The organism is Bradyrhizobium sp. GW821-FHT12B03 (assembly GCF_058807535.1).
This window is the reverse complement of sequence record NZ_JBXAQU010000004.1, coordinates 235,346-251,236: the sequence shown is the minus strand read 5'-3', so window position 1 is coordinate 251,236 and position 15,891 is coordinate 235,346. Positions and strand designations below refer to the sequence as shown.

Genomic DNA, 15,891 nt, shown 5'->3' with positions numbered 1-15,891 from the left:
GTCATGTGTCTACGAGAGGCCGCGGCGTACTGGATGCCCCGCCTTCGCGGGGCATGACAGCGGAGAATGAGGAGCCGCCGTCGCGACTCGCCGGCGACGATCGGCGCCATCACTCCGCCGCCGTCAGCCGGTGCACGTTGTCCGCGATCTCCTTCGGCACCGGCGCGGTCCACGGCGCGCCGCGGCGGCGCCTGACGTCGACCTCCATCCAGTAGGTCTCCCAGCCCCGCGTCGGGCCGATGCCGTCCATGGTGGCCGGTCCCTGGATTGAACGCGCGTTGGCCTCGTCGAGAAACAGCATCGGCCTCTCGCCGGCGCCGACCTTCTCGATTTCCTGCCGCAGCAGGCGGCGGTATTGCACGATCGCCTTGTCGGACTGGCCGAGATGCTCTTTGGTGCGGTCCTGAATCGCGCCCATGGATTCCACCGCCCACTGGTCGTGGACGTTGATGTCGTTGCCCATGCCGGTATAGGTCGCGGTCTGCTGCTCGTGCGGATCGAAACCGTAATCGTTGCTGCTGTTCTTGCGCGACTTGTAGTCCGGCAGCTCATAGAGCTCGAGCCGCTGCTCGCGCATCTTCTGCTTGTCGACCGGGTTCGAATAGCTGGTGAAGATCGCGTACCAGTAGCAGTTCTCGTCATCGACCGGCACGTGCCACTGCGTGATCGTCATCTCCGTGCTCATGGGGATGACGAAGCCGTGCGGGAACAGCTGGTTGGTGACGCGCACATGGGTGCGCTCCTCGTCGATCTCGCGCAGCGCGATCAGGCGCAGGCCGTATTCGGTGTGCTCGACATTGATGATCGGGCGGTCGTATTCGCGCAGGATCTTCGTCATCGGCAGGTCGGAGCCGGCCGAAGCGCCGCGGAACTGCTTGCCGTAGGCCGTGGACGTGTCCTCGTCCTCGAAGAAGCGATGCAGGTAGGAGGCGTGCGCGGGATCGATGCCGACCTCGAGGGCCTGCAGCCAGTTGCAGGCCATGTGGCCCTTGAATGCGAAAGTGTGCGTGCCGGGCGCAACGAAGCAATCGAGCTCCGGGAATGCGGGCGGGGCGCCCTCGCCGAGCCAGGCCCAGAGGATGCCGCTCTTCTCCACGACGGGATAGGAGCGCTGGCGGATGTTCTGGCAGAGCTTTGAGTCCTTCGGCTCGGCCGGGGTCTCGATGCACTGGCCGGTGGCGTCGAACAGCCAGCCGTGGAAGGCGCAGCGCAGGCCGCCATGCTCGAGCCGCCCGAAGGCGAGGTCGGCGCCGCGATGCGCGCAGTGGCGATCGATCAGGCCGTAGCGTCCCGTCTCGTCGCGAAACAGCACCAGGTTCTCGCCGAGCAGTTTCACGGGGCGGATCGGCCGCGCACCTTCCAGTTCATCCACCAGTGCCGCCGGCTGCCAGTAGCTCCGCATCAGCTTCCCGCAGGGGTCCTTCGGCCCGGTGCGGGTGATCAGGTCGTTCTGCTCCTGGCTCATCATGGCGAGAGTGCATCCTTTGTGGAGTGGCGATTGTTCGCCTATTGAACGAATGGGCGAATTATGCCATGCCTTGGACCGGCAGCAAGCACTATTTTGCAGGAATGTCCCTGACACCATGCCCAAGCTGAAGCGCAGCGAGAGCGACGAACGCGCGACGGATTTCGTCGAAAGCCTCGATCGCGGCCTGCGCCTGCTGCAGTGCTTCGGCATGACAGCCGGCCCGACGACGCTGAGCGATCTCGCCCGTGCCGCGGACCTGCCGCGCGCGACCGCGCGGCGCATGCTGTTCACGCTCCAGCGCGGCGGCTTCGTTTCCGGCGATGGAAAGCTGTTCTCGCTGACGCCGCATGTGCTGACGCTCGCGGCGTCTTATCTGCGCTCCAACCAGCTCGTCACGGTCCTGCAACCGGTGCTCGATCGCGTCGCGACCGCGGCAAACGAGATTTCCTCGCTCGCGGTGCTCGACGGTGACGACGTCGTGTTCGTCGCGCGCAGCAGTCCGGCGCGGATGTTTTCAGGCGGGCTCGAGATCGGCTATCGGCTGCCGGCGTTCTGCACCTCGGTCGGCCGTGCCATGCTCGGCCAGTTCGACGATACCGAGCTCGCCGCGCGCCTGAAGGCGATGAAGCGCGAGGCGCTGACGCCGCAGACGGTGACCGATCCCAGGGCGCTGCTTGCACACATCACAGCCGACCGCGCCCAGGGCTACTCGCTGGTCGACCGCGAAGCCGAGCCGCATTTCCGCTCGATCTCCGTCCCCGTCCGCCGCTATGACGGCGTGATCGTCGCCGCCATCAACATGGGCGCGCATGTCGATCGCGTGCCGGCACAGGAATTGATCGATCGCTTCCTGCCGCTGCTCATCGAGGCCACCACGGCCATAAAGGATCGCCTTCTTTAAACGCGGTCTCGTCACCGTTCAGCGGATGCAGGTTAGCTGGTCCCGGTGCAGCGCCGCGGCCAATCGCCACGCCTGTAAGTTGGATCACATTTGCACCTCGCGTCCAGGAATAGGATGCAGGCGCCACACGTCTAGATTGCACGTGGCGCCATTATCATTTGAATCTGACCGGTAATATTGCAGAAGGAGATTACGAATGACCGCGACTTCCAAACAGCTTCGCTATTGGGTCGATATGGCAATCGAATGCGTTCGCCGGGATCATACGCAAGCGCTCAGCCCGGGCGATCAAAGGGGCCCCTTTTTGACGGCGCGAGCGTTGGGCATGGCACTCGCCGCACTCAATGACGCTCATGCACATGCAAGCAGCCGCTCCCGTCTTTTGAACGTCGCCGCTACCCCGGGTCTTGACAGTGCGAACGCACCGATTGCGGCGGCCGCCGCTTGCGCCCAGGTGCTGCTCAGGCGATATCCAAATCAGACTCGCTTCCTGGACCCGGCTTGGAGCAACTGGCTCGAGTATTTCGGTCTCGGGCAGGCCGGAAGCGTGGCGGAGCACGCCGGGCGTGCGTTCGGCGATGCGGTGCATGCCCTCGGCGCAAGCGACGCGACCAATGCCGCTGCGGATCAATATACCGCAACCGGCGCGCCCTATACGCACATCTTCCCTCCAAACCAGCCAACCCAACGTTACGCCGGAGGAAAATGGGGCGAGTGCGCGCCGTTGCTCGCGACGCGAATCGCGAACTTTCCGTCGCCTCCAGGCCGCATATCGCCAACGCAGGTCGAGCCGACGCCGCACTATCAAGCCGATTTCGCCAAGGTCGTGCAGAAGGGAGGACTTCAGCGCACGGCAGGCTCCCGGACCCTGGCCGAAGAAGTGGTGGGCATCGCGTGGGGATATGATGGCCCACCAGAGCTGGGCACCCCGCCGCGACTTTATCTCCAGGTCTTGCTGACGGCTCTGGATGCTATTGAGGCACGAACACCTGGCAAACTGAACCTCGCCGACGAGCTGACGATCGTCGGCGGCGCGGCGGTCGCAATGGCAGATGCCGGGATCGACGCGTGGCATTACAAATATGCCGATACGCACATGATGTGGCGTCCAGTGGTGGGCATTCAAAGAGCCGTTGCGGGCAACGGGCAGGCCGTCCCGGGCTGGCTGCCGCTCGGCCGCCCCGATACCAACGGAAGCGGCATCGGCTTGACGCCGGACTTTCCGGCCTACCCTTCCGGACACGCGACGTTCGGTGCGGCAGCATTCCAGCTGTTGAGACTCTTCCTCGTCGAAAAGGGCGTGACGTCGTTCAATCAGCATGGCGTCGACAAATTCGCCTTTGATTTCGTCTCGGACGAATACAATGGCCGCAACATCGATCCGCGAACGATGCTTCCTCGCGACCATCTGACGCTCCGTCACGGCAGCCTCTGGAGCGCAATCACTGACAACTCCGTCAGTCGCGTTTATCTCGGCGTGCACTGGCAGTTTGACGGCATCACCAAGCGCAATGCCGCAAACACCGGCGACGAGTTGGGGATTCCCACGCCGGATCGTCTCGGACACACCGGAGGTGTATGGCTCGGAGCGCAAATCGCCAACCAGATCGCTCCAAGACTTGGCATCAGTCCGGCCACGATTGCCGCATCGAAGATTAGCTGACGGATGGTCTTTGGCTCGTCGTTAACCTAAAGCGCGATGACGATTCAAATGATCTCATCGCGCTTTAGCGCGGGCGAAACGAACCAAACGAAACCAGGGAGCGTCATTGAGGCGAGACCCAGATTCTCGCTCCGCACGTCCGAGTGGCCGCTTACGGCCGGTTGCGCATCCAGTCCGCAAGACCGGACAGCGCCTTGTCGAGGTCCTGCCGCGCAGCGGCGTCAGTGACGGTCTCATCCATCGCGCCGCGCATGCACAGCAACCACGCATCGCGCTCGGCGTCCCCGATGGCGAAGCCGATGTGCCGCTGCCGCAGCCGCGGATGGCCCTTCTCGGGGGTATAGAGCTTTGGGCCGCCGGTCCATTCGGTGAGATAGCGCTTCAGCACGTCCCTGATCAGGCCAAGGTCGGCCGCGTGCATGGCGCGGATGATTTGTGCTTCCGGCAGCGTATCCATGCGGTCGTAGAAGCGGTCGACCAGTCGATCAATCGTGGCGCTGCCGCCGATCCGTTCGAACATGGAGATGGTGACGTCGCTATCGGTCATCGTTTGTCCCAAGGCTTGCTGCTGCGCCTGGATATAGTGACATTGTGGCGCGCCCACAAATTCCGCTGTCGTCCCGGACAAGCGCAGCGAAGCGGAGCGCCGATCCGGGATCCATAACCACAGGGAGTTGTTTTGCGAAGACTCGTGGTTGCCAGCTCGGGCAACGATTCCTGCCTGTGGTTATGGATCCCGGATCTGCGCTTCGCTTGTCCGGGACGACAGCGGAGGGTCGAGATGCAGCGAGGATTACAGCGCCACGCCCCGCAGCCCAAAGCTCCGCGCTTCGTTCTGGAGCACCGGGCGCACCGCGTCGATCAGGCGCGCGGCGGCGGCGTCCACGCTCAGCCCTGCCGTATCCACCACGGCCGTTGCGCGCGCATACAGCGGCTCGCGGCTCAGCAGGATGTTGCGCAGCTCGGCCATCGCGGAACGATCATCCGCCATCGGACGCAGATCGCCCTGGCGACGGACGCGCGCCATGTGCTCCTCGGGCTCGGCCTTCAGCCAGATCGTGTAGAACGACGACAGGATCTGGTCGAAGGTCAGCGGCTCCGAGACGATACCGCCGCCGGTCGCCAGCACCATCAGCTCGTTGCGCGCGAGCAGCTGTTGCAGCGCCGCCTGCTCCATGCGGCGAAAGCCCTCCTGGCCGTACAGCGCGATGATCTCGGCGACCGAGAGCCCGTTCTGCTGCTCGACCTCCTTGTTGAGCTCGACGAAGCTCCAGCCGACTTTCTTCGCCAAAATCTTGCCAAGCGTGGATTTGCCGGCGCCGCGCAGGCCGATCAGCGCGATGCCGCAGAACGGCGCGCGGCGCGGCGCGGATGCGCTGCCGCCGGCGAGCAGGTCCTTGGCCTGCGCGATCTGCGCCGGCGTCGCCTTGCGCAGCAGATCGCGAAACATCTGCCAGTCCGGCGTCGGATCGGCCGAGGGCAGCAAATCTTCGAGATGCGCGCCCATTGCGTCGGAGACGCGGCGCAACAACACGATCGAGACATTGCCCTTGCCGCTTTCGAGCTGCGCGATGTAGCGCTCCGAAATTCCTGATACCTTGGCGAGCACTTTGCGCGACATGCCGCGTAATGCGCGCATGGTCCGCACGCGCTGGCCGAGTTGTTCGAGGAAGCGGGATTCGGCGTCGGGACTGTCGGTCATGAGCCTTCTTTACAGGAGGTCCTGCGGCGCGTTTTAATGAAACATAATGCCTGCTGGCATTGACAGCAAGCCGCCGCAGTGTCTTTCTATGAATTATAATTCTAAAATCGGGGGAGACGACCGTGAGCGAGGGATCCTACAACGCGGTGACCTGGCTGCTCGACCGTAACGTCGAGGCGGGCCGCGGCGGGAAGCTGGCTTTCGACGACACCGTCTCGCGGCTCACCTATGGCGAGCTCCAGCGCGAGAGCCGGCGCGCCGCCAACATGCTGCGCCGTCTCGGCGTCCGCCGCGAGGAACGCGTGGCGATGATCATGCTGGACACGGTCGATTTCCCGCTTCTGTTCCTGGGTGCGATCCGCGCCGGCATCGTGCCGGTGCCGCTCAACACGCTGCTGACCGCGGATCAATATGCCTACATCCTCGCCGACTGCCGCGCTCGCGTGCTGTTCGTCTCCGAAGCGCTCTACCCCGTCATCAAGGACGTCGTCGGCCGCATGCCTGACCTCGAGCATGTCGTGGTCTCCGGCGCCAAGCAGAATGGTCACAAGCAGCTTGCGGAAGAGATCGCCGATGAGAGCGACCAATTCACGACAGCCGCGACACATCCGGACGAGCCGGCATTCTGGCTCTATTCGTCAGGCTCGACCGGCATGCCCAAGGGCGTGCGTCATCTGCATTCGAATTTGCAGGCCACCGCCGACACCTACGCAAAGCAGGTGCTCGGCATTCGCGAGAGCGACGTCTGTCTCTCCGCTGCAAAGCTGTTCTTCGCCTATGGCCTCGGCAATGCGCTGACCTTCCCGATGTCGGTGGGCGCAACGGTCGTGCTGAACAGCGAGCGGCCGACGCCGGCGCGCATGTTCGACCTGATGAACCGCTACAATCCCTCGATCTTCTACGGCGTGCCGACGCTGTTCGCGGCGATGCTCAACGACGAGACGATGAAGAGCGAGCGCGGCGGCAAGTCCCTGCGCATCTGCACCTCCGCGGGCGAGGCGCTGCCGGAATCCGTCGGCAACAGCTGGAAGGCGCGCTTCGGCGTCGACATCCTCGACGGCGTCGGATCGACCGAGCTCTTGCACATCTTCCTGTCGAACGCGCCCGGCGACATCAAATACGGCTCGTCCGGCAAGCCGGTGCCGGGCTATGCGGTGCGGCTCGTCAACGAAGCAGGCCAGGACGTCGCCGATGGCGAGGTCGGCGAGCTCCTGGTCGACGCGCCTTCGGCCGGCGAAGGCTACTGGAACCAGCGCCACAAGAGCCGCCGCACCTTCGAGGGCCCATGGACCCGCACCGGCGACAAATATGTCCGCGATACCGATGGTCGCTATACTTTCTGCGGCCGCGCCGATGACATGTTCAAGGTCTCCGGCATCTGGGTCTCGCCCTTCGAGGTCGAGAGTGCGCTGATCACGCATCCGGCGGTGCTGGAAGCCGCCGTCGTGCCCGAAGCCGATCCGGAGGGCCTGTTGAAGCCGAAGGCCTTCGTCGTGCTGCGTCCGGGCGTGAAGACGACGGACTTGCAGGAGATGCTGAAGGAGCACGTCAAGCAGAAGATCGGCCCATGGAAATATCCGCGCTGGATCGACGTGGTGGACTCCCTGCCGAAGACCGCGACGGGAAAGATCCAGCGATTCAAGCTGCGGGACGGGACGAATTGAGTGAGCGGACTGCGCTTGCTTACCCTCCCCTGGAGGGGGAGGGTCGGCACGCGATCGAGCGTAGCGAGATGCGTGACGGGGTGGGGTGATCTCTCCACACGGGCACCGCATCCGCTGAGGGGCTGTCACCCCACCCCGTCACGCATCTCGCTACGCTCGCTGTGAATCGACCCTCCCCCTCCAGGGGAGGGTGGGCATCTCGGCATTGGCTAGGAATGGGAATTCGAACATGATCAACCTCACCCCCACCGGCTTCCTCAGCATCGATGGCGCCAGCCTCGAATACAAATGGCTTGCGCCGCAATCTGCGGACGCACCGACCATCGTCATGCTGCACGAAGGCCTCGGCTCGGTCGGTCTTTGGGGCGACCTTCCGGAAAAGCTTCGAGAGGCGACCGGCGCCGGCATCTTCGTCTATTCGCGTGCGGGTTACGGGCAGTCGAGCCCGGTCGCGCTGCCGCGGCCGCTCGATTACATGCAGCGCGAGGCGCTGGACGTGCTGCCGAAGATTCTCGATGCGATACCCTTCAAGCGGGGCCTGCTGCTCGGCCATTCCGACGGCGCCTCGATCGCGACGATCTATGCCGGGGCGCATCAGGATCACCGGCTGCAAGGCCTCGTGCTGATCGCGCCGCATTTCATCGTCGAGGACATCTCGGTGACATCCATTGCCGCGATCAAGACCGCCTTCGAGACCACCGATCTCAAGGGCAAGCTGGCGCGCTGGCACAAGGACGTCGACAACGCCTTCTACGGCTGGAACGGCGCCTGGCTCGATCCGAAGTTCCGTGACTGGGACATCTCCGAATACCTCGCCTATATCCGCGTACCCGTCATGGTCCTGCAGGGTGTGGACGACCAATATGGGACACTGCGTCAGGTCGAGATCGCGCAGGAAGAGTGTTATTGTCCGGTAGATTTGAAAGTCATTTCAGGCGCGGGACATTCCCCGCATCGTGAAGCGCCGGGGGCGACGCTTGACGCGATTGAGCAATTTGCAAAGGCGGCCCTGCGCGACGATCAGGGACTCCAGGGGCGCGCCGCATGATCCTGCGGAGGCACATCTGTGAGTGTGCCGCCAAACGTGAGCGGCCCGCTGCCTTGGCCGCAATGGGCCTATGTGCCGGGCGATGCCGCCGAAGCCGACGCCGACTACGTCACGCTCGACATGGCCAAGGCGCTGGTGCCCTCGGCCTTTCGCGGCCATGTGCCGGCGCGCCATCCGGCGCTGCGCTACGGGCTCGCGCTCAACGACCGTGGCTATTTCTGGGAAGCGCAGGAGGTGCTGGAGGCGGTGTGGGCCGCAGCTCCCCAAAACGGTCGCGAGCGCATTCTGCTGCGCGCCTGCATCCTCATCGCCAATGCGAATTTGCGGCTGCGCATGCAGAAGTCGCATTCGGCTGCGCGATTGTTCGGCGATGCGCTGGTGGAGCTGCGCTCGCTGAGCTCCCGCAAGGCAGCCGCCGCCGGCGACGGCTTTGTCGAGAGCTTCCCCATTCCAGCGCTGACAGCCTTGCTCGAGGCCAAGCTCGGCCGTCCCCAGCTCTCCAAGGCCGATTGGATCGCGCTCGGCTCTATCGTGCGCTCCCCATAGCTGTCATGAAACAAAGTGCATGTATTGACCTTTAAGGACTAGACGTGCTCTAAAATATGCACTATTGTGCATCTAACGGTAAAACCAAAACGAACCCAAGGGTGGCCCATGGCCGGGGAAGATCGGCGCCTCGCAGGCGGCGCGACATTCATCGATTTTCAGACTGAACCGTCCCGCTACAAGCATTGGAAGCTCGCGGTCGATGGCGACGTCGCGACGCTGACCATGGACGTCGACGAGAATGGCGGCCTGTTCGAGGGCTACCTGCTCAAGCTGAATTCCTACGACCTCGGCGTCGACATCGAGCTTGCGGACGTGGTCCAGCGCCTCCGCTTCGAGCATCCCGAGGTGAAGGTCGTGGTGATGCGCTCGGCCAAGAACCGCGTGTTCTGCGCCGGCGCCAACATCCGCATGCTCGCGGGCTCCACCCATGCCCACAAGGTGAACTTCTGCAAGTTCACCAACGAGACCCGCAACGGCATGGAGGATTCGTCCGAGAATTCCGGCCAGCGTTTTATCACCGTCGTGAACGGCTCGGCTGCCGGCGGTGGCTATGAGCTGGCGCTCGCGACCGACCACATCATTCTCGCCGACGACGGCGCCTCGGCCGTCGCCTTGCCCGAAGTGCCGCTGCTCGCGGTGCTGCCGGGCACCGGTGGCCTCACCCGCGTCGTCGACAAGCGCAAGGTGCGCCGCGATCACGCCGATTTCTTCTGCACCATCGAGGAAGGCGTGAAGGGCAAGCGCGCCGTGCAGTGGCGCCTCGTCGACGAGATCGCGCCGAATTCGAAGCTGGAAACCAAGGTCACCGAGCGCGCCAGGGAATTCGCGGGCGCCTCCAAGCGCGCCGGCAGCGGCAAGGGCATTGCGCTGACGCCGCTCAAGCGCGTGATCGACGAGACCAGCATCCGCTACGGCTTCGTCACCGTCGATATCGACCGTGCCGCGCGTATCGCCACCATCTCGATCAAGGCCCCTGAAGCCGCGCCGCCCGCTGACATCGACGGCATGATGGCGCAGGGTGCCGCGTTCTGGCCGCTGCAAGTGGCGCGCGAGCTCGACGATGCCATCCTTCACCTGCGCATCAACGAGCTCGAGATCGCCATGCTGGTGTTCAAGAGCCACGGCGACCGCGCCCATGTGCTCGCATCCGACACCTTCCTCGAGGCCAACAAGGCGCACTGGCTGGTCAACGAGATCAGGCATTACTGGAAGCGCGTGCTCAAGCGCATCGACGTCACCTCGCGCACGCTGGTGACGCTGGTCGAGCCCGGTTCCTGCTTTGCCGGCACGCTCGCCGAGCTCGTGTTCGCCGCCGACCGGTCCTACATGCTGATCGGCACCCGCCAGGGCGATAACCGCCCGCCGCCGTCGATCGAACTGTCGGCGATGAACTTTGGCCCGTATCCGATGAGCCATGGCCTGACGCGACTCGAGTCGCGTTTCCAGGCCGATCCGTCCGATGTGGAGCGCGCCGAAGCCACGCTCGGCACCAGCCTCGACGCCGAGCAGGCCGAGGAGCTCGGCCTCGTCACCTTCGCGCTCGACGACATCGACTGGGATGACGAGGTCCGCGTGTTCCTGGAGGAGCGCGCCAGCTTCTCGCCCGACAGCCTCACCGGCATGGAAGCGAGCCTGCGCTTCGTCGGCCCGGAGACGATGGAATCAAAGATCTTCTCGCGCCTCACCGCGTGGCAGAACTGGATCTTCCAGCGCCCGAATGCGGTCGGCGAGGAAGGCGCACTGCGCCGCTACGGCAGCGGCCAGAAACCGAAATTCGATATGACGCGGGTTTAGAGGGCGAATGGTGAGTGGCGAATAGCGAATAGGGATGTCCATTCGCTACTCGCCATTCGCCAGCCCGGACTTCGACGACAACGATCACCTCATCCAGTCTCACACGGGAGGTCCACCATGAACATGAACATCATGAACGTCGACTATTCGACCAAGATTCCGAACAACGTCAATCTCGCCGAAGACCGCCAGGTGCTCAAAGCGCTGGAAGGCTGGCATCCCGGCTACATGGACTGGTGGAGCGACATGGGGCCGGAAGGCTTCCAGGAATCGCTGGTCTATTTGCGCACCGCCTATTCGGTCGATCCGCGCGGCTGGGCCAAGTTCGACTATGTCCGCATGCCCGACTATCGCTGGGGCATTCTCCTTGCTCCCCAGGAAGAAAACCGCGTCGTTCCCTTCGGCGAGCATTTCGGCGAGCCTGCCTGGCAGGAAGTCCCCGGCGAATATCGCGCCATGCTGCGCCGCCTGATCGTGATCCAGGGCGACACCGAGCCCGCCTCCGTCGAGCAGCAGCGCCATCTCGGCAAGACCGCGCCCTCGCTCTACGACATGCGCAACCTGTTCCAGGTCAATGTCGAGGAAGGCCGCCATCTCTGGGCGATGGTCTACCTGTTGCAGAAGTACTTTGGTCGCGATGGTCGTGAAGAGGCCGACGATTTGTTGCGCCGCCGCTCCGGTGACGCAGATTCGCCGCGCATGCTCGGCGCCTTCAACGAGGCGACGCCGGACTGGCTGTCCTTCTTCATGTTCACCTACTTCACCGACCGCGACGGCAAGATGCAGCTGCACAGCCTCGCGCAGTCGGGCTTCGATCCCTTGTCGCGCACCTGCCGCTTCATGCTGACGGAAGAAGCGCACCACATGTTCGTCGGCGAGACCGGGATTACCCGCGTCGTGCAGCGCACCTGTGACGCGATGCGCGAAGCCGGCATCACCGATCCTACCGATATCGCAAAAGTCCGCGCGCTCGGCGTGATCGACTTGCCGACCATCCAGAAGAAGCTGAACCTGCACTACACGCTGTCGCTCGATCTGTTCGGCTCGGAAGTCTCGACCAACGCGGCCAACGCCTTCAACACCGGCATCAAGGGCCGCTATCACGAGACCCAGATCGACGACGACCACCAGCTCAAGAACGCCACCTATCCGGTGCTCAAGTTCATCAACGGCGAGATCAAGCTGGTCGACGAGCCGGCGCTCACCGCGCTCAACATGCGCCTGCGCGACGATTACAGCCAGGATTGCGTCAAGGGCATGCTGCGCTGGAACAAGGTGATCTCGACCGCGGGCTACGACTTCAAGCTGACCCTGCCCAACGTCGCCTTCCACCGCCACATCGGCGAGTTCAAGGACGTGCACGCCACGCCCGACGGCCTCCTGATCGACGATGCCACCTGGGCAAAGCGCAAGGACGAATGGCTGCCCTCGACGGCCGACGGCGACTTCATCACGTCCTTGATGCAGCCCGTCACCGAGACCGGCAAATTCGCCTCCTGGATCGCGCCGCCGAAAGTCGGCATCGACAACAAGCCCGGTGATTTCGAATACGTGAAGATCGAGTCGTAATCGGCTTCGTTGACGCGGCAATGAACGAGTGCGTGGCGCCCGATGGGTCGCCGCGCGCTTGATCGGCCTCAATGACCTGACGGCCTCGTCCGTATAGCAATGCTCCAGCGGTCCCGCTGGAGCATTGCGTATGTGGCCTCTTGTCGTCGAAATCGCGCTGATCTCGATCGCCGTCTATCTTGCGATTGCAATGGTCTTGATCGCGTGGCCTACGCCGGCGCCGTCGGCTGCGCCGGGCACGGCGACGCGCGAGCTGGATAGCCTTGTCGCCGGCGGCGAGCTCGCGGAGCCGGCTGCGCCTCGCCACTTCGCCGCGCGAGACGGCGCAGTTCGCTTGTATCGGGTCTATCCCGGTGCGGGTAGCGACGTTCTGGTTTTCCTGCACGGATCGAGCAGCGACGGCCGCTATCTGGCGCGCCTTGCCAATGCCCTGGTCGCTTTGACCGGACTGACGGTCGTCACACCGGACATGCGCGGTCATGGCTCCGAGCCGGGACGTCGCGGCGACGTCGAGGCGGTCGATCGCCAGGAGCAGGACATTGCCGATCTGATCGCAGTGCTGCGGGCACAAAATTCGTCCGGCCGCTTTCTGCTCGGGGGCCATTCGATTGGGGCCGGCCTCGCCATCCGCTATGCAGCGGGTCAGGAGAAGCCCAAGCCCGATGGGATGGTGCTGATCGCGCCCTATATCCATCGCAGGTCACCCGCAGCCCGCCCGAATTCAGGTGGTTGGGCGACGCCATTCGTTCCCAGGTTTGCCGGGATCGAAATGTTGCAGCGGTTCGGCATCCATATCTTTGATGGACTGCCCGTGCTGCGTTTCGCAGTGCCGCCCGCCGCGCGAGACGGTACCGAGACCCCGCTCTACAGCTGGCGGCTGTTCGCATCGGTCACGCCGCGGCCGGACTGGCGCGGCGATATCCGTCGCATCGGTTGTCCGGTGCTGGTGCTGGCGGCGGAGCGGGACTCGATCTTCCGCTCGGAGGGCTATCGCACGGTTTTCGAGCCCCTGCCGCGTGCGAGCGTCGAGGTCATCCCGGCGATAGATCACTTCCAGCTCGTCACCAGCGAAGAGGGGCCACGGCGCGTCGCGCGATGGCTGAAAGAAGCTGTGTCGTGACCGGTCTTCAGCGGCAACAGGCCCGGCGATTTTCTATAGACGTGAAGACCGGGTCGTAAGCGTCAGAGGCACGCTCGCACAACACGAATGGTGTCATCACCCGCGAAAGCGGGTGATCCAGTATTCCAGAGACAGTTGAGATAAATCGAGACGCCGCGGCGTACTGGGTGCCCCGGTCGGGCCGGGGCATGACTGCTGAGTGCGAGGCGAGAGCGCCGCCTTAAACCGCGTAGCCTAACCTGCAATCTCCAGCCCGGCGTTGGCGTAGACCACGCCGCCATCCACCGCGATGGTGTTGCCGACCACGTAATCGCCGGCACGAGAGGCGAGATAGATCGCCACGCCCGCCATGTCCTCGTCGGTTCCGATCCGCCGCGCCGGAATGCGCTTTGCGACGTCGTCCGCGTGGTCGCGCGCGGCGCGGTTCATGTCGGACTTGAAGGCGCCCGGCGCAATCGCGGTGACGTTGATGTTGTCCTTGACCAGCTTGGTCGCCATGCGCCGCGTCAGGTGGATCACGGCGGCCTTGCTGGCGGCGTAGGAATAGGTCTCGCTCGGATTGACGAAGATGCCGTCGACCGAGGCGATGTTGATCACTTTCGCCGGACGGTCTGCGCTTGCAGCCGCGCGCAGCGGTTTCGCCAGCGCCTTGGTCAGGAAGAACAGCGACTTGACGTTGAGGTCCATCACCTTGTCCCAGCCGCTTTCGGGGAATTCGTCGAACTCGGCGCCCCAGGCCGCACCCGCGTTGTTGACGAGGATGTCGAGCTTCGGCTCCAGCTTGACGATTTCGCCGGCGAGCCTGTCGCAGCCTTCGACGGTCGAGATGTCGATCGGCAGCGCGATGCACTCGCCGTCATATTGCGCGGTGAGTTCTTTCGCCGTCGCCTCGCACGGCCCGGCCTTGCGCGCGGTGATGTAGACCTTCGCCGCGCCAGCGCTGAGGAAGCCCGCCGCGATCATCTTGCCGATGCCGCGCGAGCCGCCAGTCACGAGCGCGACGCGGCCTTTGAGCGAGAACAGATCGTTGAACATGGTGCCTCCCCTTGGTTTGTGACGTTTTGGGCGGGGAGGGGAGGGGAGTCAATCGCGTCGTCATCCGGGCGAAGTGAGTCGCAGACGATGAGATTGTGGCGCGATAGCGGGGCAATCCCCTCGGTGTCGTCTCGGCGCAGGCCGGGACCCATAATCACAGGGAGCAGTTTGGCGAAGATTAGTCGTTCGGTACCGCGACCAACTGCAACAGGAAGACCTCGCGGTATGGGTCCCGGCCTGCGCCGGGACGACGGCGGGGGCGAGGCTCAGGCCGCCGCAATCCGGCGAAAGCCGTTCCACATCGCAGTCGCGGCGCCCGAGGTCAGCACCGGCAGGATCCGCGCGTCCTGGTAATTGCCGTTGAGCGAGACGCGCGGCAGCGCGGTCATGTGGCCGGCGTTCTCGGCGAACAGCATGCCGGGCCGCGTCGTCACCGCGGTCTTGAAGCCGGCGGACGCGGCGAGTGCGAATTCGCGCATGCCGGCGGCCTCGCGGTCGCCATAGGGATAGGCAAAGTGCAGCACGGGGCGCTGCAGCGCCTGTTCGATCCGCGTGCGGCTCACCGCCATCTCCTGCGCGGCGATCTCCTCGCTTTGCCTGGCGAGATTGCAATGGCTGATGGAGTGCGCGCCGATCGTGACCAGCGGGTCTGCGGCCAGCTGCTTCACCCCGTCCCAGGACAGGCAGAGGCTGCGGCACAGCGCTTCCATGTCGACACCATGCCTGGTGCAGAGCGCCGCGATCTCGCGCGCCAGATCATGCTCGCCCGGCAGCGCGCGCAGCCAGTCGTGCAGGCGGTCGAACGCCGCCTGTTTTGCGGCAGGCGTGGTCGCATCGAGCCGCAGCGCGGAATTGCCGATTGTGACGTCGATCTGCTCGGCCCCGGCGATCACCGCTTCCAGCGCCGTCCACCACAGCCGTCCGGTGCCCTCGGCGAAATCACTGGCGACATAGACCGCCGAGGGCGCGTCAAATTCGCGCAGCACCGGCAGTGCGTAGTCCAGATTATCGCGGTAGCCGTCGTCGAGCGTGAAGGCGGCGAAGCGGCGGGTGAACCGGCCCTGCACCAGCCGCTCATGCAGCTCGTCCATGCTGACGATGTCGATGTCGCGCGAGCGCAGGTGGGACAGTGTCGCGCGCAGGAAGTCCGGGGTCACTTCGAGATGCCGGTTCGGCTGGAACGCGACCTCGCGGGCCGGCCGCACGTGATGCAGCATGAAAATGGCGCCGACGCCCGACAAAAGCGGGCGCAACAGGTGGTGCGCCCCGCTGAAATAGAGTGCTCCCAGCCCGGCGCGGATGACGTTGTTACGGAGTTGTTTCATGACCGGCTGGCCGACCCCTGGCATTCCGCCCTCAACTTAGGGTGACACCCTTG

The 15,891-nt window shown here is 64.4% G+C and carries 13 protein-coding genes; 8 read left to right on the top strand and 5 right to left on the bottom strand.

Going from position 1 to position 15,891, the window contains the following annotated elements; translation table 11 throughout:
- Positions 1 to 109 precede the first annotated feature (109 nt).
- The gene (locus AC1RUR_RS10760) at positions 110 to 1,468 is read right to left on the bottom strand and encodes an aromatic ring-hydroxylating dioxygenase subunit alpha (RefSeq protein ID WP_492843597.1); all 1,359 of its coding nucleotides are present in this window, start codon (positions 1,466 to 1,468) and stop codon (positions 110 to 112) included.
- 115 nt (positions 1,469 to 1,583) lie between these two features.
- Between AC1RUR_RS10760 and AC1RUR_RS10755 the strand changes: the two genes are divergently transcribed.
- Together AC1RUR_RS10755 and AC1RUR_RS10750 are read left to right on the top strand one after the other, a co-directional pair.
- The gene (locus AC1RUR_RS10755; protein ID WP_492843595.1) at positions 1,584 to 2,369 is read left to right on the top strand and encodes an IclR family transcriptional regulator domain-containing protein; all 786 of its coding nucleotides are present in this window, start codon (positions 1,584 to 1,586) and stop codon (positions 2,367 to 2,369) included.
- 196 nt (positions 2,370 to 2,565) lie between these two features.
- Entirely contained in the window at positions 2,566 to 4,032 is a 1,467-nt protein-coding gene (locus tag AC1RUR_RS10750) for a vanadium-dependent haloperoxidase (protein WP_492843593.1), read from the top strand.
- Positions 4,033 to 4,183: 151 nt separating this feature from the next.
- Here the strand turns inward: AC1RUR_RS10750 and AC1RUR_RS10745 are convergent, their stop codons facing one another.
- On the bottom strand, positions 4,184 to 4,579 hold the full coding sequence (locus AC1RUR_RS10745; RefSeq protein WP_492843591.1) for a group II truncated hemoglobin: 396 nt from the start codon (positions 4,577 to 4,579) through the stop codon (positions 4,184 to 4,186).
- 246 nt (positions 4,580 to 4,825) lie between these two features.
- Positions 4,826 to 5,734, bottom strand: coding sequence for a helix-turn-helix transcriptional regulator (locus AC1RUR_RS10740; protein WP_492843589.1), 909 nt, complete (start codon positions 5,732 to 5,734; stop codon positions 4,826 to 4,828).
- A 122-nt stretch (positions 5,735 to 5,856) separates the two neighbouring features.
- On the opposite strand from AC1RUR_RS10740, the gene AC1RUR_RS10735 reads away from it, so the two are divergent.
- From AC1RUR_RS10735 to AC1RUR_RS10710, 6 genes are all read left to right on the top strand, one after another.
- On the top strand, positions 5,857 to 7,398 hold the full coding sequence (locus AC1RUR_RS10735; protein WP_492843587.1) for a benzoate-CoA ligase family protein: 1,542 nt from the start codon (positions 5,857 to 5,859) through the stop codon (positions 7,396 to 7,398).
- 229 nt (positions 7,399 to 7,627) lie between these two features.
- A complete protein-coding gene (locus AC1RUR_RS10730) occupies positions 7,628 to 8,446 on the top strand; it encodes an alpha/beta fold hydrolase (RefSeq protein ID WP_492843585.1) in 819 nt (272 codons plus the stop codon).
- A gap of 18 nt (positions 8,447 to 8,464) precedes the next feature.
- Positions 8,465 to 8,992, top strand: a complete 528-nt coding sequence (locus AC1RUR_RS10725) for a DUF309 domain-containing protein (protein ID WP_492843583.1) — start codon at positions 8,465 to 8,467, stop codon at positions 8,990 to 8,992.
- A 108-nt stretch (positions 8,993 to 9,100) separates the two neighbouring features.
- On the top strand, positions 9,101 to 10,789 hold the full coding sequence (gene boxC / locus AC1RUR_RS10720) for a 2,3-epoxybenzoyl-CoA dihydrolase (RefSeq protein WP_492843581.1): 1,689 nt from the start codon (positions 9,101 to 9,103) through the stop codon (positions 10,787 to 10,789).
- Positions 10,790 to 10,906: 117 nt separating this feature from the next.
- On the top strand, positions 10,907 to 12,358 hold the full coding sequence (gene boxB, locus AC1RUR_RS10715) for a benzoyl-CoA 2,3-epoxidase subunit BoxB (RefSeq protein ID WP_492843579.1): 1,452 nt from the start codon (positions 10,907 to 10,909) through the stop codon (positions 12,356 to 12,358).
- A 130-nt stretch (positions 12,359 to 12,488) separates the two neighbouring features.
- Entirely contained in the window at positions 12,489 to 13,478 is a 990-nt protein-coding gene (locus tag AC1RUR_RS10710; RefSeq protein ID WP_492843577.1) for an alpha/beta hydrolase, read from the top strand.
- 234 nt (positions 13,479 to 13,712) lie between these two features.
- On the opposite strand, the gene AC1RUR_RS10705 is transcribed toward AC1RUR_RS10710, so the two are convergent.
- A complete protein-coding gene (locus tag AC1RUR_RS10705) occupies positions 13,713 to 14,513 on the bottom strand; it encodes an SDR family NAD(P)-dependent oxidoreductase (RefSeq protein WP_492843575.1) in 801 nt (266 codons plus the stop codon).
- 266 nt (positions 14,514 to 14,779) lie between these two features.
- Positions 14,780 to 15,838 (bottom strand): polysaccharide deacetylase family protein, encoded by a 1,059-nt coding sequence (locus tag AC1RUR_RS10700; RefSeq protein ID WP_492843573.1) that lies wholly within the window; start codon positions 15,836 to 15,838, stop codon positions 14,780 to 14,782.
- Between the last annotated feature and the right edge of the window lie 53 nt (positions 15,839 to 15,891).